Annotated in this window: 26 protein-coding genes and 1 pseudogene; 20 read left to right on the top strand and 7 right to left on the bottom strand. The window is 39.5% G+C overall.

Annotated elements, in window-relative coordinates:
• The gene (locus O3633_RS10315; RefSeq protein ID WP_524539360.1) at positions 1-330 is read left to right on the top strand and encodes an SIALI-17 repeat-containing surface protein; all 330 of its coding nucleotides are present in this window, start codon (positions 1-3) and stop codon (positions 328-330) included.
• 329 nt (positions 331-659) lie between these two features.
• Here O3633_RS10315 and O3633_RS02305 read toward each other — a convergent pair whose 3' ends face one another.
• Positions 660-1,085, bottom strand: coding sequence for a DUF6556 family protein (locus O3633_RS02305; RefSeq protein WP_049530857.1), 426 nt, complete (start codon positions 1,083-1,085; stop codon positions 660-662).
• Between the two features lie 136 nt (positions 1,086-1,221).
• On the opposite strand from O3633_RS02305, the gene O3633_RS02300 reads away from it, so the two are divergent.
• The 10 genes from O3633_RS02300 to abc-f all read left to right on the top strand — a co-directional run bounded on the left by O3633_RS02300 (position 1,222) and on the right by abc-f (position 11,338).
• Positions 1,222-2,364: a cysteine desulfurase family protein gene (locus tag O3633_RS02300; protein ID WP_371620236.1), complete on the top strand. Its 1,143-nt coding sequence runs from the start codon at positions 1,222-1,224 to the stop codon at positions 2,362-2,364.
• 8 nt (positions 2,365-2,372) lie between these two features.
• Positions 2,373-3,587: a tRNA uracil 4-sulfurtransferase ThiI gene (gene thiI / locus O3633_RS02295; RefSeq protein ID WP_049503008.1), complete on the top strand. Its 1,215-nt coding sequence runs from the start codon at positions 2,373-2,375 to the stop codon at positions 3,585-3,587.
• A 135-nt stretch (positions 3,588-3,722) separates the two neighbouring features.
• Positions 3,723-4,547 carry an alpha/beta hydrolase gene (locus O3633_RS02290; protein WP_371620235.1) on the top strand — a complete coding sequence of 275 codons (825 nt, stop codon included), beginning with the start codon at positions 3,723-3,725 and terminating at the stop codon, positions 4,545-4,547.
• Positions 4,548-4,568: 21 nt separating this feature from the next.
• Entirely contained in the window at positions 4,569-5,309 is a 741-nt protein-coding gene (locus tag O3633_RS02285; RefSeq protein WP_371620234.1) for an esterase family protein, read from the top strand.
• A gap of 12 nt (positions 5,310-5,321) precedes the next feature.
• Complete coding sequence (locus O3633_RS02280; RefSeq protein WP_371620233.1) at positions 5,322-6,488, top strand: ATP-grasp domain-containing protein; 1,167 nt, start codon at positions 5,322-5,324, stop codon at positions 6,486-6,488.
• A gap of 158 nt (positions 6,489-6,646) precedes the next feature.
• A complete protein-coding gene (gla, locus tag O3633_RS02275; protein WP_371620232.1) occupies positions 6,647-7,516 on the top strand; it encodes an aquaglyceroporin Gla in 870 nt (289 codons plus the stop codon).
• A gap of 168 nt (positions 7,517-7,684) precedes the next feature.
• Positions 7,685-8,218 (top strand): YutD-like domain-containing protein, encoded by a 534-nt coding sequence (locus O3633_RS02270; protein ID WP_371620231.1) that lies wholly within the window; start codon positions 7,685-7,687, stop codon positions 8,216-8,218.
• Between the two features lie 16 nt (positions 8,219-8,234).
• Complete coding sequence (gene rlmN, locus O3633_RS02265; protein ID WP_371620230.1) at positions 8,235-9,320, top strand: dual-specificity RNA methyltransferase RlmN; 1,086 nt, start codon at positions 8,235-8,237, stop codon at positions 9,318-9,320.
• Position 9,321: 1 nt separating this feature from the next.
• Positions 9,322-9,795: a VanZ family protein gene (locus O3633_RS02260; protein WP_371620229.1), complete on the top strand. Its 474-nt coding sequence runs from the start codon at positions 9,322-9,324 to the stop codon at positions 9,793-9,795.
• A gap of 1 nt (position 9,796) precedes the next feature.
• On the top strand, positions 9,797-11,338 hold the full coding sequence (gene abc-f, locus O3633_RS02255; protein WP_371620228.1) for a ribosomal protection-like ABC-F family protein: 1,542 nt from the start codon (positions 9,797-9,799) through the stop codon (positions 11,336-11,338).
• Between the two features lie 42 nt (positions 11,339-11,380).
• On the opposite strand, the gene O3633_RS02250 is transcribed toward abc-f, so the two are convergent.
• The 5 genes from O3633_RS02250 to O3633_RS02230 all read right to left on the bottom strand — a co-directional run bounded on the left by O3633_RS02250 (position 11,381) and on the right by O3633_RS02230 (position 14,743).
• Complete coding sequence (locus O3633_RS02250; RefSeq protein ID WP_371620227.1) at positions 11,381-11,620, bottom strand: zinc-ribbon domain-containing protein; 240 nt, start codon at positions 11,618-11,620, stop codon at positions 11,381-11,383.
• A gap of 28 nt (positions 11,621-11,648) precedes the next feature.
• A complete protein-coding gene (locus O3633_RS02245) occupies positions 11,649-12,455 on the bottom strand; it encodes a peptidylprolyl isomerase (RefSeq protein ID WP_371620403.1) in 807 nt (268 codons plus the stop codon).
• Positions 12,456-12,526: 71 nt separating this feature from the next.
• Positions 12,527-13,339 (bottom strand): HAD family hydrolase, encoded by an 813-nt coding sequence (locus O3633_RS02240; RefSeq protein WP_371620226.1) that lies wholly within the window; start codon positions 13,337-13,339, stop codon positions 12,527-12,529.
• 13 nt (positions 13,340-13,352) lie between these two features.
• On the bottom strand, positions 13,353-14,096 hold the full coding sequence (locus O3633_RS02235; protein ID WP_371620225.1) for a DeoR/GlpR family DNA-binding transcription regulator: 744 nt from the start codon (positions 14,094-14,096) through the stop codon (positions 13,353-13,355).
• 113 nt (positions 14,097-14,209) lie between these two features.
• Positions 14,210-14,743, bottom strand: coding sequence for a hypothetical protein (locus tag O3633_RS02230; RefSeq protein ID WP_371620224.1), 534 nt, complete (start codon positions 14,741-14,743; stop codon positions 14,210-14,212).
• Positions 14,744-14,921: 178 nt separating this feature from the next.
• Here O3633_RS02230 and rpsP point away from each other — a divergent pair, with 178 nt between their 5' ends.
• The 7 genes from rpsP to O3633_RS02195 all read left to right on the top strand — a co-directional run bounded on the left by rpsP (position 14,922) and on the right by O3633_RS02195 (position 18,322).
• Positions 14,922-15,194: a 30S ribosomal protein S16 gene (rpsP, locus tag O3633_RS02225; protein ID WP_000268760.1), complete on the top strand. Its 273-nt coding sequence runs from the start codon at positions 14,922-14,924 to the stop codon at positions 15,192-15,194.
• Positions 15,195-15,213: 19 nt separating this feature from the next.
• Positions 15,214-15,453, top strand: coding sequence for an RNA-binding protein KphA (gene kphA, locus O3633_RS02220; RefSeq protein WP_000379617.1), 240 nt, complete (start codon positions 15,214-15,216; stop codon positions 15,451-15,453).
• Positions 15,454-15,495: 42 nt separating this feature from the next.
• Positions 15,496-15,828: a MazG nucleotide pyrophosphohydrolase domain-containing protein gene (locus O3633_RS02215; protein ID WP_371620223.1), complete on the top strand. Its 333-nt coding sequence runs from the start codon at positions 15,496-15,498 to the stop codon at positions 15,826-15,828.
• 96 nt (positions 15,829-15,924) lie between these two features.
• On the top strand, positions 15,925-16,707 hold the full coding sequence (locus O3633_RS02210) for an alpha/beta fold hydrolase (RefSeq protein WP_371620222.1): 783 nt from the start codon (positions 15,925-15,927) through the stop codon (positions 16,705-16,707).
• Between the two features lie 36 nt (positions 16,708-16,743).
• Positions 16,744-17,262 carry a ribosome maturation factor RimM gene (gene rimM / locus O3633_RS02205; RefSeq protein ID WP_371620221.1) on the top strand — a complete coding sequence of 173 codons (519 nt, stop codon included), beginning with the start codon at positions 16,744-16,746 and terminating at the stop codon, positions 17,260-17,262.
• Positions 17,252-17,971, top strand: a complete 720-nt coding sequence (trmD, locus tag O3633_RS02200) for a tRNA (guanosine(37)-N1)-methyltransferase TrmD (protein WP_371620220.1) — start codon at positions 17,252-17,254, stop codon at positions 17,969-17,971. The genes rimM and trmD overlap by 11 nt, the downstream gene beginning before the upstream one ends.
• Positions 17,972-17,983: 12 nt before the next feature.
• The gene (locus tag O3633_RS02195; protein WP_001196044.1) at positions 17,984-18,322 is read left to right on the top strand and encodes an ATP cone domain-containing protein; all 339 of its coding nucleotides are present in this window, start codon (positions 17,984-17,986) and stop codon (positions 18,320-18,322) included.
• 30 nt (positions 18,323-18,352) lie between these two features.
• On the opposite strand, the gene O3633_RS02190 is transcribed toward O3633_RS02195, so the two are convergent.
• Positions 18,353-18,673: a hypothetical protein gene (locus O3633_RS02190; RefSeq protein WP_371620219.1), complete on the bottom strand. Its 321-nt coding sequence runs from the start codon at positions 18,671-18,673 to the stop codon at positions 18,353-18,355.
• Between the two features lie 98 nt (positions 18,674-18,771).
• Here O3633_RS02190 and O3633_RS02185 point away from each other — a divergent pair, with 98 nt between their 5' ends.
• Together O3633_RS02185 and O3633_RS02180 are read left to right on the top strand one after the other, a co-directional pair.
• Positions 18,772-18,987 carry a YdbC family protein gene (locus tag O3633_RS02185; RefSeq protein ID WP_000807424.1) on the top strand — a complete coding sequence of 72 codons (216 nt, stop codon included), beginning with the start codon at positions 18,772-18,774 and terminating at the stop codon, positions 18,985-18,987.
• Between the two features lie 373 nt (positions 18,988-19,360).
• Positions 19,361-20,338 (top strand): annotated as a pseudogene (locus O3633_RS02180) (IS1182 family transposase); the annotation flags it as partial.
• Positions 20,339-20,693 lie beyond the last annotated feature (355 nt).

The following is a 20,693-nucleotide window of genomic DNA, read 5'->3' as shown; positions in this document are numbered from 1 at the left end:
GTGAATGGTGCCGAAGCAGCTGTTCATGAAGTCCCAGAGTTTACTGGTGGAGTGAATGGTGAAGCAGCAACTGTTCAAGAAGTAAGTCCAGAATTCACAGCTGGTGTTAATGGGGCAGAAGGAGCAATCCATGAAATTCCAGAATACACAGATGAGCAGTCTCTTGTAGCTCTTGCTATGTCACAAGATAAGACCTACCAAGCACCTGCAAGTCATCCATACAAGCTCCCAGAGACAGGTACTAAAGAAAATGCTGGCCTTGCAGCCGTAGGTCTTGTAGGAGCATTACTTGGTCTCTTTGCAATGGGAAAGAAAAAAGAAGACGAATAAAATGATGTTATAGCATCCAAGTCATAGAGATTGGATCAAGAGACTAATCTCGATTATAAAAAGCGGACAAAACTAGTTTTCTGATAAACAGAATCTGGTCTTGTTCGCTTTTTTATGGGATTGATAATGAACCATGAAAAAAACCAGCGATTCAATCACTGGCTGTTATACTCAATAAAAATCAAAGAGCAAACTAGGAAGCGAGCCGTAGGTTGCTCAAAACACTGTTTTGAGGTTGTGGATAGAACTGACGAAGTCAGTAACAAATATACGGCAAGACGAAGCTGACGTGGTTTGAAGAGATTTTTGAAGAGTATTAGATAGTTCTTTTAGGAAGCTCCATTAGTAGTAGACGTTTTTGTATCTGTTGTTTGAGTGCTAGAAGAAGGAGCAGTCGGTTGTTCTTGTTTACTGCTAGTATCTTCTTTCTTGCTTTCTTCACTGCTACTAGATTGAGTTGTTGTTTCTTCTTGTGTGTTTTCTTTTGTAGAAGTATTATCCTTGTTGGGAGTAGTGTTCTCTTGAGGGGATTCCTTTTGAATCTCTTTTATGACAGTTGTCTGGGTTGTCGTAGTTTCTTTTTTAGAGTTATTATTGTTGTTATTGTTGTTATTATTCATAGCATTCATGATGGTGATGCTTGCAGTAATTAGCCCCAGAATACTACCGATAGTAGCAATCGTTTTTTGAAAGACAGTAAATCCTTTTTTGATGTGTTCCGTTTTAGGTTTTGATGTTCTACGATAATTAGACATAATATCTCTCCTTTACTAAAATTCATTATACCGAAAATCTTTAAAAAAAACTTAAATGAACCTGAATTGCCTTTCTTGTCGCCTGAACTGTTTCGTGATACAATAGAAGGAGTGATTTTAGAAAGCGTGAGAAACCATGATTTACTTTGATAATTCGGCAACGACCAAGCCATACCCTGAAGCGTTAGAGACTTATATGCAGGTTGCTTCAAAGATTATAGGAAATCCTTCAAGTCTCCATCGTTTGGGAGACCAATCTAGCAGAATTTTAGAAGCTTCTCGACAGCAGATTGCAGATTTGATTGGCAAGAAAAGCGAAGAAATCTTCTTTACCTCTGGTGGGACTGAAGGGGATAATTGGGTTATCAAAGGTGTGGCTTTTGAAAAAGCGCAATTTGGTAAACACATTATTGTGTCAGCTATTGAGCACCCAGCAGTCAAGGAGTCGGTTCTCTGGCTCAAGACTCAAGGGTTTGAAGTGGATTTTGCACCTGTAAATGAAAAAGGATTTGTAGATGTAACTGCTTTAGAAAACCTACTTCGTCCTGATACAACGCTAGTCTCTGTTATGGCAGTCAACAATGAAATCGGCTCAATCCAGCCTATTGAAGCTATCTCAGAACTATTAGCTGATAAACCAACGATTTCCTTCCATGTTGATGCGGTTCAAGCTTTAGCTAAGATTCCGACAGAAAAGTATTTGACTGACCGAGTGGATTTTGCGACCTTCTCTAGTCATAAATTCCACGGAGTTCGTGGTGTTGGATTTGTCTATATCAAGTCTGGCAAGAAAATTACACCGCTTTTAACTGGTGGTGGCCAAGAGCGTGACTATCGTTCAACAACTGAGAATGTAGCAGGAATTGCAGCAACAGCCAAGGCACTGCGTCTAGCTATGGAAAGATTGGAATTGTTTTCTAACAAAACGAGTCAGATGAAGGAAGTCATCCGTCAGGCTCTTCTTGATTATCCAGATATTTTTGTTTTCTCAGGTGAGGAAGACTTTGCTCCTCATATTCTGACCTTCGGAATTAAGGGAGTTCGTGGGGAAGTCATCGTTCATGCTTTTGAAGACTATGATATTTTCATTTCTACAACATCAGCTTGCTCGTCCAAGGCTGGGAAACCTGCTGGGACCCTGATTGCCATGGGGATTGAAAAGGATAAAGCCCAGTCAGCAGTACGCCTCAGCCTAGACCTAGAAAATGACATGAGTCAAGTTGAGCAATTTTTGACTAAACTAAAATTAATTTACAATCAAACTAGAAAAGTAAGATAGGAGCATTCATGCAGTATTCAGAAATTATGATTCGCTACGGAGAGCTTTCAACCAAGGGTAAAAACCGGATGCGTTTCATCAATAAACTACGTAATAATATCTCAGACGTTTTGTCCATTTATCCTCAAGTCAAAGTGACAGCAGACCGCGATCGTGCCCATGCTTATCTAAATGGTGCCGACTACACAGCAGTTGCCGAGTCACTCAAGCAAGTTTTCGGGATTCAAAACTTTTCGCCAGTATACAAGGTTGAAAAATCTGTAGAAGTTCTGAAATCTGCTGTCCAAGAGATTATGAAGGACATCTACAAGGAAGGTATGACCTTTAAAATCTCAAGCAAGCGAAGCGACCACAACTTTGAGTTAGACAGTCGTGAGTTGAACCAAACTCTTGGTGGTGCAGTATTTGAAGCCATTCCCAATGTACAAGCACAAATGAAAAATCCTGACATCAATCTTCAGGTGGAGATTCGTGAAGAGGCGGCCTATCTTTCTTATGAAACCATTCGAGGAGCTGGTGGTTTACCGGTTGGAACTTCAGGGAAAGGCATGCTCATGTTGTCAGGTGGGATTGACTCACCAGTAGCTGGTTATCTAGCTCTAAAACGTGGAGTGGATATCGAAGCTGTTCACTTTGCTAGTCCACCATATACCAGTCCAGGTGCCCTCAAAAAAGCCCAAGATTTGACCCGTAAATTGACTAAATTTGGTGGCAATATCCAGTTTATCGAAGTACCTTTCACGGAGATTCAAGAAGAGATTAAGGCTAAGGCTCCAGAAGCTTATCTCATGACTCTGACTCGCCGCTTTATGATGCGCATTACGGACCGTATCCGTGAAGTGAGAAATGGTTTGGTCATCATCAATGGTGAAAGTCTTGGTCAGGTGGCAAGCCAAACCCTGGAGAGTATGCAGGCTATCAATGCGGTGACTAATACACCAATTATCCGTCCAGTTGTGACTATGGATAAGCTAGAAATCATTGACATTGCGCAAGAAATTGATACCTTTGAAATTTCTATCCAGCCCTTTGAAGATTGTTGTACGATTTTTGCACCCGATCGTCCGAAGACAAATCCAAAGATTAAGAATGCAGAGCAGTATGAAACACGTATGGATGTCGAAGGTCTGGTTGAACGTGCAGTAGCAGGAATCATGATTACTGAAATTACGCCTCAAGCTGAGAAGGATGCAGTTGATGAGCTAATTGACGATCTCCTCTAATTAGAAAAACCAGAAGAATAGAGAAAATAAGTAGAAAAAGTTAGTTTTTTGTTCTAAATTTAGACGGAAACTGACTTTTTTTCTATTTTTGTGCTATAATAAGATAAAATTTTGAATATAGAGAGTTTTCTGACAATGAATCAATCTTATTTTTATCTAAAAATGCGAGAGCATAAATTAGTGGTTCCTTACACAGGTAAGGAGCGCCGGGTACGTGTTCTCCTCCCCAAAAACTATGATAAAGACACGGATAGAAGCTACCCAGTTGTGTATTTTCACGATGGACAAAACATCTTTTATAGTAAGGAATCTTACGTTGGACATTCTTGGAAGATTATTCCTGCCATCAAGCGAAATCCAGATATCAGTCGTATGATTGTTGTGGCTATTGATAATGATGGACTTGGACGGATGAATGAGTATGCGGCATGGAAATTCCAAGAGTCCAATATTCCTGGCCAACAATTTGGTGGTAAGGGAGTCGAGTACGCTGAGTTTGTCATGGAAGTGGTCAAACCCTTTATCGACGAAAACTATCGGACAAAGTCTGATCGCAAGCACACTGCTATGGTTGGATCTTCTCTAGGTGGCAATATTACCCAGTTTATTGGCTTGGAGTATCAGGATCAGATTGGATGTTTGGGAGTTTTTTCATCAGCTAACTGGCTTCACCAAGAAGCCTTTGATCGCTATATCGAGCGAAAAAAACTATTGCCTGACCAGCGTGTCTTTATCTATGTTGGTACGGAAGAAGCAGATGACACAGATAAGACTCTCATGGCTGGCAATATTAAGCAGGCCTATATCGATTCTTCCCTTCGCTATTATCATGATTTGATAGCGGGAGGAGTGCAGTTGGAGAATCTTTCACTCAAGGTTCAGGCTGGAGCCATTCACCATGAAGTGCCATGGTCAGAAAATCTTCCAGCTTGCCTACGCTTTTTTGCAGAAAATTGGTAATTAGTATAAAGGAGACAGGATATGAATATTGAACATCTTAGCCACTGGAGTGGTCATCTTAACCGTGAAATGTATGTTAATCGTTACGGACACGCAGGTATCCCAGTGGTTGTCTTTGCTTCCTCAGGTGGTAGCCACAATGAATACTATGATTTTGGCATGATTGATGCATGTGCATCCTTTATCGAGGAAGGTCGAGTGCAATTCTTTACCCTTTCAAGTGTCGATAGTGAAAGTTGGCTAGCAACATGGAAAAATGGTCATGACCAAGCTGAAATGCACCGTGCTTATGAGCGATACGTTATTGAAGAAGCCATTCCTTTTATCAAGCACAAGACAGGCTGGTTCGACGGCATGATGACGACAGGCTGCTCTATGGGAGCCTATCATGCACTTAACTTTTTCCTTCAGCATCCAGATGTCTTTACCAAGGTAATCGCCCTCAGTGGTGTCTATGATGCGCGTTTCTTTGTAGGTGACTACTACAACGATGATGCTATCTATCAGAATTCACCAGTAGACTATATCTGGAATCAAAATGATGGTTGGTTTATTGACCGTTACCGTCAGGCTGAGATTGTGATTTGTACTGGCTTAGGTGCTTGGGAGCATGATGGCCTGCCTTCTTACTACAAGTTAAAAGAAGCCTTTGACCAAAAACAAATTCCTGCCTGGTTTGCAGAATGGGGGCACGATGTTGCCCATGACTGGGGATGGTGGCGCAAACAAATGCCATACTTCCTCGGTCACATGAGTCTATAAAAGGAGTCGCTTATGAATTATCTTGTAATTTCACCCTATTACCCACAAAATTTCCAACAGTTTAGTATTGAGCTAGCCAATAAAGGAATCACCGTTCTAGGGATTGGGCAAGAACCCTATGAACAACTAGATGAGCCACTGCGCAATAGCTTGACTGAGTATTTCCGTGTTGATAATCTTGAAAATATTGATGAAGTTAAACGTGCAGTTGCCTTTCTCTTTTATAAGCATGGTCCAATTGACCGTATCGAATCTCACAATGAACACTGGCTAGAGTTGGATGCTGCTCTTCGTGAACAGTTCAATGTTTTTGGTGCCAAGCCAGAAGACCTTAAGAAGACTAAGTTCAAGTCTGAAATGAAGAAATTCTTCAAGAAAGCTGGAGTTCCAGTGGTTCCAGGTGCTGTCATTGAAACAGAAGCAGATGTTGACAAAGCCGTGAAAGAAATCGGCCTTCCTATGATTGCCAAACCTGACAATGGAGTGGGAGCGGCAGCAACCTTCAAGCTTGAAACAGAAGAGGATATCAATCATTTCAAGGCAGAATGGGACCATTCAACCGTTTATTTCTTTGAAAAATTTGTCACCTCTAGTGAAATCTGTACCTTCGATGGTTTGGTAGATAGAAATGGAAATATCGTCTTTTCTACGACCTTTGACTATGCCCACACACCGCTTGATCTCATGATTTATAAGATGGACAATTCTTATTACGTTCTCAAAGAGATGGATCCAAAACTTCGTAAATATGGTGAGGCTATTGTCAAGGAATTTGGTATGAAAGAACGATTCTTCCATATCGAGTTCTTCCGTGAGGGTGATGATTATATTGCCATTGAGTATAACAACCGTCCAGCGGGTGGCTTCACCATTGATGTTTATAACTATGCCCATTCTTTTGATTTGTACAAGGGCTATGCAGCGATCGTTGCGGGTGAGCCATTCCCTGCTTCACAATTCGAGCCCCTGTACTGCTTGGCAACATCTCGTCGCGCCAATGCCAACTATGTTTATTCAGAAGAAGACTTGCTCGCCAAATACGGTCAGCAATTTAAGGTTAAGAAAATCATGCCTGCAGCCTTTGCTGAATTGCAAGGAGACTTTCTCTATATGCTAACGACACAAAGTCGTGAGGAAATGGATCAGATGATTAAGGACTTTGGTCAGCGTCAAGAATAATCAAAATTTTGACTTAACAAACTAGGTTTGTTAGGTCTTTTTTTAAGAACCAAAATAAAAGCGTTTTCCCGCAGTATTCTTTTAGAAAATCTGTTGCTAAAAGGCTTAAAAATTGATAGAATAGGGATTGTCTAAAAAATATTAAGGAGAATCTATCAATGGATTTCACATGGGCAGTCAAATATGCCACTGAATTTTTGGGAACAGCCATCTTGATCATCTTGGGAAATGGTGCAGTTGCCAACGTTGAACTTAAAGGTACGAAAGGTCACCAAAGTGGCTGGCTCGTTATCGCTGTTGGTTACGGTATGGGGGTTATGATCCCTGCCTTGATGTTTGGTAATGTTTCTGGTAACCACATCAACCCAGCCTTCACTCTTGGTCTAGCAGTTAGCGGACTTTTCCCTTGGGCACAAGTAGTACCATACATCGTTGCACAAGTCTTGGGAGCAATCTTCGGACAAGCCTTGGTTGTTGCAACTCACCGTCCATACTACTTGCAAACTGAAAAAGCAAACAATATCTTGGGAACATTCTCAACAATTTCAAGTATTGACCAAGGTACAAAAGAATCACGCTTTGCAGCAACAGTTAACGGTTTTATCAACGAGTTTGTTGGTTCATTCGTTCTCTTCTTTGCAGCACTTGGTATGACAAAGAACTTTTTTGGTGCTGAAGTGCTCCAATACATGAAACAGATGGCTAGCCAATCTGGCCAAACACTTGACTTATCACAAATCGCTGTTAAAGCACAAGTGGCACCACATACAGCTGCAGGCCTTTCTGTAGCTCACTTAGGACTAGGTTTCTTGGTTATGGCATTGGTTGCCTCTCTTGGTGGACCTACAGGACCTGGTTTGAACCCAGCTCGTGACTTTGGACCACGTCTCCTTCATGCCTTCCTTCCAAAATCAATCCTTGGTCAACACAAGGGTGATTCAAAATGGTGGTATGCTTGGGTACCAGTAGTTGCACCGATTGCAGCTGGTATTACAGCAGTAATGCTCTTCAAGTTCCTTTATATGTAATCATTAAAAAACTGGGAATTCCCAGTTTTTTCTTGTTTTAAAAATGGAGTAACCTTCAGCTAATCAATGCTAAAATCGTCAGATTTTTTTCATTTTAATACTAAAGGTGAAAATGTGGCGAAAATATGGTAGAATAGAGTATTAAGTAATCGTTGAAAAAGGAAGATTATGCGTAAAGAAATTGCACCCGAATTATATAATTACAATAAATTCCCTGGTCCCGAATTTCAACTGACTGGAAACAGAGTGGAAGCTGAAGATTTTGTTTTTACTCTAGTTGAAAATAGCAAGGATGCTTTTGATGCAACAGCTTTTACTCAACGTTTTTCAGAAGTTTTGACCAAGTTCGACTATATCGTAGGAGACTGGAGTAATGAGCAGTTACGCTTACGGGGATTTTATAAGAATGAACGAGCTGAAGAGTCTTTAGAAAAAATTAGTCGCTTGCAAGACTACCTACTTGAGTATTGTAGCTATGGTTGTGCCTATTTTGTTCTAGAAAATGAAGCTCCTAAACGAGCACCATTTGACCAAAAAATGCGTAAAAAAGAGGAAGAAAAGGACTCTCGCAAAGGGAAAAAGACTTCTCAAAGTAAGAAAAAAAATCATACAGATAAGAGAAATAGACGCCGTTCAAAAGAACAGAAATCTCAGAAAGAAGATAAGGGGCAACGTCATTTCGTTATCCGTAAGAAGGACTAGAAAATAAGGAGAAAAGATGAAACCATCTATTTATAGTTTAACACGTCAAGGAATGCAAGAGTGGGTCTTGGAGAAGGGAGAAAAGAAATTCCGTGCTGATCAAATCTGGGAATGGCTTTACCGTAAACGTGTTCAATCATTTGAAGAAATGACCAACTTGTCTAAGGATTTGATTGCCAAACTCAATGATCAATTTGTGGTAAATCCTTTGAAACAACGCATTGTGCAAGAGTCAGCCGATGGTACTGTGAAGTACCTCTTTGAGTTGCCTGATGGTATGTTGATTGAGACTGTACTGATGCGCCAGCACTACGGTTTGTCAGTTTGTGTAACCACTCAGGTAGGCTGCAATATTGGTTGTACCTTCTGTGCATCAGGCTTGATCAAGAAGCAACGTGACCTCAATAATGGAGAAATTGTTGCGCAGATTATGTTAGTCCAAAAATATTTCGACGAACGTGGACAAGATGAACGTGTAAGCCATATCGTTGTAATGGGTATCGGAGAGCCATTTGATAACTACAATAACGTCTTGAACTTTATCCGTACTATCAACGACGATAAGGGAATGGCTATCGGTGCTCGTCATATCACTGTTTCAACTTCTGGCTTGGCTCACAAAATCCGTGAATTTGCTAATGAAGGAGTACAGGTTAACCTTGCTGTTTCTCTTCATGCTCCAAACAATGAACTGCGTTCAAGCATCATGAAGATTAACCGTGCCTTTCCGATTGAAAAGCTCTTTGCAGCTATCGAGTATTACATCGAAACAACCAACCGCCGTGTAACTTTTGAGTATATCATGCTAAATGAAGTCAATGACGGAGTAGAACAGGCACTTGAGTTGGCAGAATTGCTTAAGAACATTAAGAAATTGTCTTATGTCAATTTGATCCCTTACAACCCAGTTAGTGAGCATGATCAGTATCGCCGAAGCCCTAAAGAGCGTGTCATGGCCTTCTATGATACACTCAAGAAAAAAGGTGTCAACTGTGTCGTTCGCCAGGAACATGGTACAGATATCGATGCGGCTTGTGGACAGTTGCGTTCAAATACCATGAAGCGTGATCGTCAAAAAGCAGTAGCTGAAGTAAATCCATAAGATGAATCGAAAAACATTACTAAGCTTTGGAGTGATTTTATACAGTCTTAGTATCGTCTGTTTTTGCTTTACTCCCCAACCTCAACTTCCTACAGGAGTGGAAACTCCAGGTATTCAACATCTTGGACGCCTGGTTTTTCTTTTGACGCCTTTTAACTCCTTTTGGAAACTTGGAGAAGTAACCAGCCTTTTACAGCTGTTTTGGATTTTTTTGCAGAATGCCTTAAATATCCTCTTGCTTTTTCCATTGATTTTCCAGCTTCTCTATCTCAATCCTAGATTAAGAAAAACGAAGAAAGTGATTTTGTTTAGCTTTTTATTGAGCTTGGGAATCGAATGCACACAGCTAGCTTTAGACTTTTTCTTTGATTTTAATCGGGTCTTTGAGATTGATGATTTGTGGACCAATACCTTGGGTGGCTACCTAGCTTGGATCCTCTATAAACTACTACATAAAAACAAGATAAGGAATTAAAATGAGTATCTTAGAAGTTAAAAATTTGAGTCACGGTTTTGGTGACCGTGCGATTTTTGAAGATGTATCTTTCCGCCTCCTTAAAGGTGAACATATCGGCTTAGTTGGTGCCAATGGTGAAGGAAAATCAACCTTTATGAGCATCGTGACTGGTAAAATGTTACCTGATGAAGGTAAGGTGGAATGGTCTAAATATGTGACAGCTGGCTACCTAGATCAGCATGCGGTGCTTAAAGAAGGCCAAACTGTGCGTGATGTTCTCCGAACAGCCTTTGACGAATTATTCAAAGCCGAAGCACGAATCAATGAACTCTACATGGAAATGGCAGAAGAGGGCGCTGATATTGATGCATTGATGGAAGAAGTTGGAGAACTCCAAGACCGTTTGGAAAGTCGTGACTTCTATACCTTGGATGCTAAGATTGATGAAGTAGCGCGTGCTCTTGGTGTCATGGACTTTGGTATGGATACAGACGTAACAGCCTTGTCAGGAGGGCAAAGAACCAAGGTACTTTTGGCCAAACTCCTTCTTGAAAAACCAGATATCTTGTTGCTTGACGAGCCAACTAACTATTTGGATGCTGAGCATATCGACTGGCTCAAGCGTTATCTTCAAAACTATGAGAATGCCTTTGTCCTCATTTCTCACGATATTCCATTCCTCAACGACGTTATCAATATCGTCTATCACGTTGAAAATCAACAGTTGACACGCTACTCTGGAGATTACTACCAGTTCCAAGAAGTCTATGCCATGAAGAAATCGCAATTGGAAGCAGCCTACGAACGTCAGCAAAAAGAAATTGCAGACCTCAAGGATTTTGTGGCTCGAAACAAGGCGCGTGTCGCAACTCGAAACATGGCCATGTCCCGCCAGAAGAAATTGGATAAGATGGATATTATCGAGCTTCAAAGTGAGAAACCAAAACCGTCCTTTGATTTTAAACCAGCTCGTACACCTGGACGCTTTATCTTCCAAGCCAAGGACTTGCAGATTGGTTACGACCGCCCACTTACAAAACCATTAAATCTTACCTTTGAACGCAATCAAAAGGTTGCCATCATCGGTGCCAATGGTATCGGGAAAACAACCCTCTTGAAGAGTCTTTTAGGAATTATCCCACCAATTGCTGGGGAAGTTGAACGTGGTGATTACCTAGAACTTGGCTACTTTGAACAAGAAGTGGAAGGAGGCAATCGCCAAACACCACTAGAAGCGGTATGGAATGCCTTCCCAGCGCTCAATCAAGCAGAAGTTCGTGCAGCTCTTGCCCGCTGTGGTTTGACAACGAAGCATATCGAAAGCCAGATTCAAGTCTTGTCAGGTGGGGAACAAGCCAAGGTGCGCTTCTGTCTCTTGATGAATCGTGAGAACAATGTCCTTGTACTAGACGAGCCTACCAACCACTTGGATGTAGATGCCAAGGACGAACTCAAACGAGCTCTGAAAGAATACAAGGGTTCTATCCTTATGGTTTGTCACGAACCAGACTTCTATGAAGGCTGGATGGACCAAATCTGGGACTTCAATCAGCTGACATAAGTTGTCATAAAAAAGCCAAGTCTGGGTGACTTGGCTTTTTGGCTAGTAATTCAAATAGGTCTCAATTTCAGATTTTTGGATTTCTTTGCCGTAGTGACAAATCGGGCAAGAAACGAAATAAGTTTTTCCGTAAGGAAAGAGTGGAATCCAGTAAAGGGTAAACTTACGTCCAGTTTCTGAAATTTCCCAAGTGTCGGTGTTGTTACAGTGACCACACTCGATAGTGGTTTGAGTATGTCCTAAGACCTTTTGGTAACCTTTCGAACCCCAGAATAAAATCATTTTCACATCTCCTTATTTTAGGGTCATCCTATTTTTTACTGAAATCGCAGTCCTTAACAATTTCAATGCTGTCAATAGTAATAGCAGTAGTTGGTTTGTCTTTTTCGTCTTTTTCAGCCTTGGCAATCTTGTCAACAACATCCATACCGTCGATGACTTGACCAAAGACAGGGTGCTTACCGTCTAGACTAGGATTTCCACCTTTTTTGTAGGCTTCGATAATTTTCTTTGGATAGCTATTCGTAGGGAGTTTGGCAGAAATATCCGTCGTATTTTGGTTGATGAAGAACTGGCTACCATTTGAATTTGGTTGACCAGTATTGGCCATAGAGAGAGAACCACGAATGTTATAGAGATACGGAGAAATTTCGCTCTTGAAACCAGTTCCCTGGTCTTTAGTCTTGTCCTTATCATGCCAGATGGATTCACCACCAGTACCATCCCCTTTTGGATCACCAGTCTGGACCATGAAGCCATCGATCACTCGGTGGAAGGTAACACCATTATAGTAGCCTTCTTTTGCGTGAGTTAGGAAATTTTCAACCGCAAGTGGAGCTAGCTTTGGAAAGAGTTTGATGCGGATATCTCCTTGACTGGTGTGGAGAATGACTTCAGCTTCGTCTTCAGCAACTTCCTTAGAGAGTTGTGGGAAGTTAGCATTCTCATTTGTCAAGGCGTCTTTGAGATCCTTGGCAGATTGGGCAGCTGCTTTGGAACTTTCTTCAGCAGCCAAGCTAGAATCTACATAGTCATCCCCTCGGAGACTACGTTGGATACTGCTACATCCAGCAAGGGCAAAAGTTGAGATTAATAGAAGTGTTGCTATTTTTTTCATGGTAATCCTTTCAAAAATCATTTCTACCATTGTACCCTAATTGAAAGTGGATTTCAAATATTCAATTGTGATCATTCCGATAGTACATACAATTTTATAGCCTTGCTTACACCATTTTGATCATTAGAATCTGTTACTTTATTTGCACATACTTTAACATCTGTAGGAGCATTTCCCATTGCAACACCAAGTCCAGCGGTCTCAATCATTGGAATGTCGTTATAATTATCTCCAATACTCATAATTTCAGTGAGTGATAGTTGATAATAGTTGGCTAATTCTAACAGAGCTTGTTTTTTTGAGACTTGATTATGTGTGACTTCAAGATAGTTATCCTTCGAGAGGTAAAAGTCAGTTTGAGGGAAATCCATGGTTGCTAATGTCTCTTTAAGTTTCTGGATAGTAGCTGCGTTATCTATTAGTAAAAGTTTATGAATAAGATTCTTTTCTTCCTGAAGAAAATCTGCTAGTGAAGTAACTTTGGGGCTCTCTCCAGTAATCTGTGCTTCAATTTCTACCCATTTATCTAAAGTATTTACGTACCAATATTTTCCAGAATAAACATTAATTGAAACTGTCGGAAATTCTTTTGTTAAAAAATCATGTAGTAAGAGTAATTCCTTTTTATTAATAGTATGCTGACTCAGAATTTTATCTCCTATACTAATGAGAGCACCATTATAACTTGCCATTGGAAAACTTGTAATCCCCAGTTCTTTCGAAATTGGCGCTATACCGAGAGGAGATCTAGCAGAAGCTAAAACAAAAGGAATTTCACTTTGTTTCAAAAGTGGCATAAGCTCTAGTAAATGAGAGTCTAATTGGTGATTTTGGTCTAAAATGGTACCATCGATATCACTCATGATTAATTTTATTACTGACATATGTTTCTCCTTTTTAAAATAGAATAGTTGTTTTACCATCTAAAGATTGTTGAATTTCTATGTCGGGTTCTTTGTCTGTAATCCAATAATCAAAATCAGTAAGTTCGGAAAGAATATAATGAGAATGTTTGTTTATCTTGCTGGTTTCAGCTAACAAGACGCGAATTTTACTGGTTTTAAATGCTCTTTTTTTCATTAGAACATCTTCTTGATCTTCAAAACTAACTTGTCCGTCTGAAAGACTAGCTGCACCAAAAAATGCTAAGTCAAATTTAATTCTATTCAAAGATTCGGATTCTTCTAATGAGTAATAGAAACGATTCTTTTTATGAAATCGTCCACCGATAATGTGAAAATCGACATTTTCATTTTCTCCTAAGACAAGTGCATTATCCAATGAATGGCTAAAAATAGTAACTTTTTTATCTGTTATTTTTGCTAACTCAAGTACAGTTGTTGAAACATCATAGAAAATTAATTGTGAATCAGAAATGAGTTGGGTAGCTAAATGAGCAATTTTCTCTTTTTCTTTGGAAGACTGTTCTGCTCGACCTTTATAACCAAGAATCCTTTGCTTTTGGATTGGCAACAAACCTCCGTGAGTTCGTTGCGCTCGCTTTTCCTTTGCGAGAATAGCAAAATCTCTACGGATGGTATCTTTGGAAACATGAAAATGGTCAACCATTTCTTTTGCTGATAGACTTCCTCTCTCTTCTAAAAGTTTTATGATTTCTTCTAATCGTTGTTCTTGGTACATAGGAAATCCCCCTTTTAATACTAATATACCTCTTCTGTAAGTGGTTGTCAACAATTGTAATGTTTTATAAGCGTTTTAAATGATTTATAAAAAAATCAACCTGACTTGGTTGATTAAAGATTCTTATTTGGATGGCGGTCAATGATTGCTTGATGGTCTTTGAGAGCTTGTTCACCTTTTGGAGTTAGTTTATAACCGCGAATTGAAAAGTGACTAGCTAATTCCTCTTCTGAAAAATGGTCATGAAGGGCTTGATCCAAGTCGGCAGCCTTCATTTTGGAAAGTCCAGTAACCCCCTTCTTCTTCAGGATATTCTTTTTCATGGTGCTATTTAGATGATCCAGCGAATCAAAAGCAGTTTCAACAAGAGCATAGCCTTTTTCAACAAGCGTTTCTAAATGTTTTGGGGCATCAATGCCATAAGTATACTCAAAGTATTTTGGAAACCAAGTTTCTGTGGTAAAGGTACCAAACTGAATTCGCCAGAGGAGGATAATATCTCCTGCCAGAAGATTGTCTTCCAGTAATTCCATATTTCGCTTGGGAACAGGCTTGGGATTTAGTAGCCAAGCCTCTATATCACGATCAGGAGAGATATAAGGCTTAACCTGATGGTCTTTGTAAATGTTCTCTAGACTAGTATTCATAAATTTTCTCTTTCTAATTTATCCCTATTAGCCTAACAAATTTCTAAAAACATTAAAAATTTTAAAGTCTGTCAAGTTTTTTTCTTGACACCTCTTAGAAATCTGCTATAATAGAACATGTGCTAAATAGCTCAGCTATTTCACCGAACTAAAAAATAAAAGAAAAGAGATATTAAAAATGGCAGTTAAAATCCGTTTGACTCGTATGGGTTCTAAGAAAAAACCTTTCTACCGTATTAACGTAGCAGATTCACGTTCACCACGTGATGGACGTTTCATCGAAACAGTTGGAACTTACAACCCACTTGTTGCTGAAAACCAAGTAACTTTGAAAGAAGACCGCGTTCTTGCATGGTTGGCTGATGGAGCTCAACCTTCAGATACAGTACGCAACATCCTTTCAAAAGAAGGCGTATTGAAGAAATTCCACGATTCTAAATTCTCTAAATAATTCTAAAGTAGGTTGACAGATGGATACGATTGAAAATCTCATTATTGCAATTGTGAAACCTTTGATTTCACAACCAGATGCCTTAACTATCAAGATTGAAGATACACCAGAATTTTTGGAGTATCATTTGGATCTTGACCAAAGCGATGTGGGTCGTGTGATTGGTCGTAAGGGTCGCACTATCTCTGCGATAAGAACGATTGTCTACTCTGTCCCAACTGAAGACAAAAAAGTAAGAATCGTTATTGACGAAAAATAAGAAAAGCGGGACAAGGTCTCGCTTTTTTTGCAAGGAGAAGGAATGAGAGATTTAACAGTTAGACAACTAGAGGAATACTTACTTGATCATTACCAACAATCTAGAACAGAAGAAGGACTTTTTATCAAGTTGGTAGAAGAAGTTGGGGAAGTAGCTGAAGTTTTAAATGGACGTTCAGGTCGAAAAGAGGGGGTTCAAGACTCGAACGAGGAATTGGCAAAGGAGTTGGCAGATATCATTCACTACACAGTGGCAATCGCAGCTATCAACCATATCGACCTAACGAAGACCATTTTTGAAAAAGACAAGAAGGCAGCCATCAAGTATCAGCATGAACGAGATTTGGAAGGCTTTTTAGCAAGAAACCATCCATAGTTGCTCTTTTCTCCAACTTGTGAAAATCCCTGGAACGTGATAAAATAAAGGGTAAGGGTATATAATAAATCATTGTATAGAATGAGTGGTTTCTTTATGAAGAGGTTTGAAGTATCTACAGAAATTGGTAGTCTTTCTGTTACTTATCAAAAGCAAAAGAAAGTGCTAGTTTGTTTAAGTGGCGCAGGTTTGCTACCTAGTTATGAAAATTTTTCACTTATACTTGAAAAACTTCCTCCCACAATTGGTTATTTGACAATTGATTTTCCAAACACAGGTAGGAGTCTGATTTATGACCAAGCTGGAAAAAATCTAGATAATCTTACAGATGCGGTTTATGAAGTACTTGAAGAATTAGGGATTTCTGAATATATACTTTGTGTACATAGTTTGAGTGGAATTGTAGCTTGCAAATTACTCAAAAAACCAATTAAGTGTCAGGCCTTAGTAGCGATTGAACCAACAACTAAAAACGTCATGTTTGCTGATTTTTCAGAAAATCCTTATCCAGAAATGGAAGAGCAGATGAGACTGATTGAAGAATTCGGCCCTGAACTTTATTTTAAGAACTTAATTCAAGCCACATTTAGCCCTGAAACTAACAAAGAAATCTGGGAAATAATGCAAGAAAAAGGCTCAGAGTTGGAAAATCAAGATCCAGAGTTTCAGGTATCTGTTGAGATCACCAAGGAAGATTTTGAGGATATGTCAATAGCAGATCGTATCCCTGTATTTATTTTTTGTCAGGCTTATAGAAAAAAAGAGTACAGAGAATCAGAATATTGGACTTCCAGTACTAAACTCATTTTAGGAGGGAATCACCATTATTTACAGTGGTCTGAATCAGAGAAAATTGTAGATATTATTAAAAAATTGTAAGAAGAAAATGGAGATAAGGAAATTACAGGAGATCAAATGAACTACTTTAACGTTGGAAAAATCGTCAATACACAAGGTTTGCAAGGTGAGATGAGAGTCTTATCAGTGACGGATTTTTCGGAAGAACGCTTTAAAAAAGGTGCAGAACTGGCCTTATTTGATGAGAAGGATCAATTTGTGCGAACAGTGGTCATAGCAAGTCACCGTAAACATAAAAACTTTGATATCATCAAATTTAAGGATATGTATCACATCAATGATATCGAAAAATACAAGGGCTACAGTCTCAAGGTTGCGGAAGAAAACCTTAATGACCTGGATGAGGGTGAATTTTACTATCACGAGATTATCGGTTTGGAAGTTTACGAGGGAGAGAACTTGATTGGAACCATTAAGGAAATTCTTCAACCAGGGGCCAATGATGTTTGGGTAGTTAAGCGTAAGGGAAAACGTGATCTGCTTTTACCATATATCCCACCGGTCGTGCTCAATGTTGATATTCCTAATAAGCGCGTGGATGTAGAACTCTTAGAAGGGTTAGACGATGAAGATTGATATTTTAACCCTCTTTCCAGAGATGTTCTCTCCGCTAGAACATTCTATCGTTGGAAAGGCCCGTGAAAAGGGACTTTTAGATATCCAGTATCATAATTTTCGTGAATATGCTGAAAAGGCTCGTCATGTCGATGACGAACCCTACGGTGGTGGTCAAGGCATGCTCCTGCGAGCGCAACCAATCTTTGATGCCTTTGATGCTATTCAAAAGAAAAATCCGCGCGTGATCCTTTTGGATCCTGCTGGGAAACAGTTCGATCAAGCCTATGCTGAAGATTTAGCACAAGAAGAGGAACTCATCTTTATCTGTGGTCACTACGAGGGCTATGATGAACGGATCAAAACCTTGGTAACAGATGAGATTTCCCTAGGTGATTATGTCTTGACTGGTGGTGAACTGGCAGCAATGACCATGATTGATGCGACGGTTCGCTTGATACCAGAAGTAATTGGGAAGGAAACCAGTCACCAAGATGATAGCTTTTCATCTGGACTCCTCGAATATCCTCAGTACACACGTCCTTATGATTATCGAGGCATGGTGGTTCCAGAGGTGCTTATGAGTGGGCACCATGAGAAGATTCGTCAATGGCGTCTCTATGAAAGTCTCAAAAAAACTTATGAGCGTAGACCAGATTTGTTGGAACATTACGAATTATCAACAGAAGAAGCAAAAATGTTAGCGGACATTAAAGAAAATACAAATTAAAAGGAGAAGCCTATGCAAGTCATTAAACGTGATGGACAAGTTGCCGACTTTGATCCAGATAAAATCTATCAAGCCATTCTCAAAGCTGCTCAAACGGTTTATGTTTTGACAGATGATTTACGTCAAAATCTAGCTCAGGTAACTAAGAAAGTTGTCTTGGATCTAGAAGAGGCAAAAGTGGAGCGTGCGACGATCAGCATGATTCAATCAATGGTTGAGCATCGCTTGCTTGGTGCAGGTTACATTACCATCGCTGAACACTATATCTCTTACCGTTTGCAACGGGATTTAGAGAGAAGTGGTTACGGAGAACATATTGCTGTTCACCTTCATTTTGAACAAATTCGTTAATAGAAAAGAGTGAGATGAACAAAACTCATCTCACTCTTTCTTAAATCGATTTTTTTGGGCAGTTTGGACAGTTGAGGGAACAAAACTCACTTTCCGAATATCTGAGATTCGAATAATGCGGGTCACATTTTTTGCAAAATTTTTAACGATAATTTGCTGGCGGTCCGTATCATATTTGATGATATCCCCTGTAAAACTCGTATCGGAAAAAATAATGTGGACAGCAGTTTTTTTCAGGAGCGCCTCTTTAATGGCACTTGTCAGGGAGTCAGCTTTGGAATGATCTGGTTCTTCTCGTTCGTTGAGAAAGCCTTGGAACTTTTGTTGAATGTGTTTAAATAAATCTTTCATCGGAGCCTCCCTTCTTTTTACCATTATTATATACAATTTAAAAAAAATCTACAAGATTTTACGAATAATCAAGTGAAGACAATTAAAAGGAGAATACAATGGCAGAATTTACATTTGAAATCGAAGAACACTTACTTACGCTCTCAGAGAATGAAAAAGGTTGGACCAAGGAAATCAATCGTGTCAGCTTTAATGGAGCACCAGCAAAGTTTGACATTCGTGCTTGGAGTCCAGACCACACTAAGATGGGGAAAGGAATCACCCTCTCAAACGAGGAGTTTCAAGTGATGGTCGATGCCTTCAAAAACGAATAATCATCACCATCTATTAGTGTATTGCCCTCCAAAAAAGATAGATAAATAATTTAAGCAGAGGGTTTGGTTCTATATTGCACAAGACTAATAGTCATATACTAAGGGCTATCTATGTCTTTTTTAGGTACGACGTGCGACATGTCATACATCTGAGGAGAAATTCTGTGGGGACGACCGTTTACCGATGAACCCAATAGCGACTTCCAAGCCTGACTATCGTTATGTAGCGTGGAGAGGAATGAATAGCTAAACTGTGGCTCTACGAACAGAAACGTGATAGTAAGGTGTGTATAGTGGATGAGGTGGTACAAATTCTAAAGTAGAAATAAGTAGTTATAACCTGTATGCTTAAATTATGAGAGAAATTGAATTCGGACTAACTTTAGATGATAAGGTTCCTCATTTTACTACCTATGGAAAGAATTACAGCCGTCGTTTTCAAGATAAAGAACTCATTTCTGAGATTTTTTCCCAAGTTCTCAACCAAGCTTTGTATGCTGGCTTAATGGATCCTTCTGAAATATTTGTGGATGGTACCCATATCAAAGCGGCAGCTAATAGTCACAAGTACCGTAAGGAAATGGTAGACCAACAAGTTAAATTTATGAGTGAAGAATTGGCAGTTGAGATTGATTTAGATAGGAAAAAACACGAAAAAAAGTCCTTAAAGCCCGCAAAAGAAAGTGAGGCTAAGGAAAAGAAAATCTCAACAACGGATCCCGAGTGTGGTTGGTTCCATAAGGGCGAACACAAGGAAGTATTTGCCTATTCTGCCCAAGTTGCTTGCGATAAGCATGGTTGGGCCTTGGCTTATACGGTTGAATCAGGAAATGTTCATGATAGTCAGGCCTTCCCTTCCCTATTTTCAAAGTTAGAGACATTCTCCCCAGACTATATTATTGCGGATTCAGGTTACAAGACCCCAGCTATTGCCCATTATTTATTAGAGCGAAACATTGTTCCTGTTTTCCCTTATACTCGTCCAAAGGGAGTAAGGGGGAACTTAAGGCCTAGTAATTTTGTTTATGATGCAAGTTATGACTGTTATATCTGTCCAGAGAATCAAGTGTTAAGCTATCGCACTACCACTCGAGAAGGCTACCGTGAGTATAAGAGTAATCCGAAAGTATGTGTTTCCTGCCCCCTATTATCCGTTTGTACCCAAAGCAAGAATTTTCAAAAAGTAGTAACGAGACATGTCTGGAAAGATGCCCTTGAATTTTGTGAGGAGATTCGTCACCAAAGAGAAATGAAAGAGCTCTATAAGAAACGCAAAGAAACAATTGAACGGCTCTTTGGGACGGCTAAGGAATACCATAATTTGAGATACACTAGAGAGAAAGGAAAGTCACATAAATTAAAAAGCTAGAGTTCCACAATTGGGAGCCTCTAGCTTTTTTGTGGCTGAGAACTATTTTGTCTCAGACATTTGAAAGATACTCACTTGATCAGAGGAACAACTTTGTTGCACTTGACTTGACAATTGGGTGAATTTTATAATTATACAGATTGTAAAATTCAATTAGAAAGATAAGATTCAAGTTCAAGTTAACTACTTGATGAGAGTCACTAGTCATGTAATATATGCCGTTAATTGACAAAGTGTAACTTCAGTTATTGAAAAGGTATGAATGGACTAATATTAAAAATTATAGTATAATAGGAAGGAACATTTTTTAAATAGTTTTATCCATAAAACTAAAGAT

It is taken from the genome of Streptococcus sp. 27098_8_22, from assembly GCF_041432415.1.
Classification (GTDB): domain Bacteria; phylum Bacillota; class Bacilli; order Lactobacillales; family Streptococcaceae; genus Streptococcus; species Streptococcus pseudopneumoniae_M.
The sequence above is the reverse complement of the archived record's forward strand: the minus strand, read 5'-3'. Positions and strand labels throughout refer to the sequence as shown.

What these genes read in the sequence shown, in the direction of transcription:
- O3633_RS02305 (WP_049530857.1), bottom strand. Translation starts at nt 1,085, where the DNA reads ATGTCTAATTATCGTAGAACATCAAAACCTAAAACGGAACACATCAAA.
- O3633_RS02300 (WP_371620236.1), top strand. Translation starts at nt 1,222, where the DNA reads ATGATTTACTTTGATAATTCGGCAACGACCAAGCCATACCCTGAAGCG.
- thiI (WP_049503008.1), top strand. Translation starts at nt 2,373, where the DNA reads ATGCAGTATTCAGAAATTATGATTCGCTACGGAGAGCTTTCAACCAAG.
- O3633_RS02290 (WP_371620235.1), top strand. Translation starts at nt 3,723, where the DNA reads ATGAATCAATCTTATTTTTATCTAAAAATGCGAGAGCATAAATTAGTG.
- O3633_RS02285 (WP_371620234.1), top strand. Translation starts at nt 4,569, where the DNA reads ATGAATATTGAACATCTTAGCCACTGGAGTGGTCATCTTAACCGTGAA.
- O3633_RS02280 (WP_371620233.1), top strand. Translation starts at nt 5,322, where the DNA reads ATGAATTATCTTGTAATTTCACCCTATTACCCACAAAATTTCCAACAG.
- gla (WP_371620232.1), top strand. Translation starts at nt 6,647, where the DNA reads ATGGATTTCACATGGGCAGTCAAATATGCCACTGAATTTTTGGGAACA.
- O3633_RS02270 (WP_371620231.1), top strand. Translation starts at nt 7,685, where the DNA reads ATGCGTAAAGAAATTGCACCCGAATTATATAATTACAATAAATTCCCT.
- rlmN (WP_371620230.1), top strand. Translation starts at nt 8,235, where the DNA reads ATGAAACCATCTATTTATAGTTTAACACGTCAAGGAATGCAAGAGTGG.
- O3633_RS02260 (WP_371620229.1), top strand. Translation starts at nt 9,322, where the DNA reads ATGAATCGAAAAACATTACTAAGCTTTGGAGTGATTTTATACAGTCTT.
- abc-f (WP_371620228.1), top strand. Translation starts at nt 9,797, where the DNA reads ATGAGTATCTTAGAAGTTAAAAATTTGAGTCACGGTTTTGGTGACCGT.
- O3633_RS02250 (WP_371620227.1), bottom strand. Translation starts at nt 11,620, where the DNA reads ATGATTTTATTCTGGGGTTCGAAAGGTTACCAAAAGGTCTTAGGACAT.
- O3633_RS02245 (WP_371620403.1), bottom strand. Translation starts at nt 12,455, where the DNA reads ATGAAAAAAATAGCAACACTTCTATTAATCTCAACTTTTGCCCTTGCT.
- O3633_RS02240 (WP_371620226.1), bottom strand. Translation starts at nt 13,339, where the DNA reads ATGTCAGTAATAAAATTAATCATGAGTGATATCGATGGTACCATTTTA.
- O3633_RS02235 (WP_371620225.1), bottom strand. Translation starts at nt 14,096, where the DNA reads ATGTACCAAGAACAACGATTAGAAGAAATCATAAAACTTTTAGAAGAG.
- O3633_RS02230 (WP_371620224.1), bottom strand. Translation starts at nt 14,743, where the DNA reads ATGAATACTAGTCTAGAGAACATTTACAAAGACCATCAGGTTAAGCCT.
- rpsP (WP_000268760.1), top strand. Translation starts at nt 14,922, where the DNA reads ATGGCAGTTAAAATCCGTTTGACTCGTATGGGTTCTAAGAAAAAACCT.
- kphA (WP_000379617.1), top strand. Translation starts at nt 15,214, where the DNA reads ATGGATACGATTGAAAATCTCATTATTGCAATTGTGAAACCTTTGATT.
- O3633_RS02215 (WP_371620223.1), top strand. Translation starts at nt 15,496, where the DNA reads ATGAGAGATTTAACAGTTAGACAACTAGAGGAATACTTACTTGATCAT.
- O3633_RS02210 (WP_371620222.1), top strand. Translation starts at nt 15,925, where the DNA reads ATGAAGAGGTTTGAAGTATCTACAGAAATTGGTAGTCTTTCTGTTACT.
- rimM (WP_371620221.1), top strand. Translation starts at nt 16,744, where the DNA reads ATGAACTACTTTAACGTTGGAAAAATCGTCAATACACAAGGTTTGCAA.
- trmD (WP_371620220.1), top strand. Translation starts at nt 17,252, where the DNA reads ATGAAGATTGATATTTTAACCCTCTTTCCAGAGATGTTCTCTCCGCTA.
- O3633_RS02195 (WP_001196044.1), top strand. Translation starts at nt 17,984, where the DNA reads ATGCAAGTCATTAAACGTGATGGACAAGTTGCCGACTTTGATCCAGAT.
- O3633_RS02190 (WP_371620219.1), bottom strand. Translation starts at nt 18,673, where the DNA reads ATGAAAGATTTATTTAAACACATTCAACAAAAGTTCCAAGGCTTTCTC.
- O3633_RS02185 (WP_000807424.1), top strand. Translation starts at nt 18,772, where the DNA reads ATGGCAGAATTTACATTTGAAATCGAAGAACACTTACTTACGCTCTCA.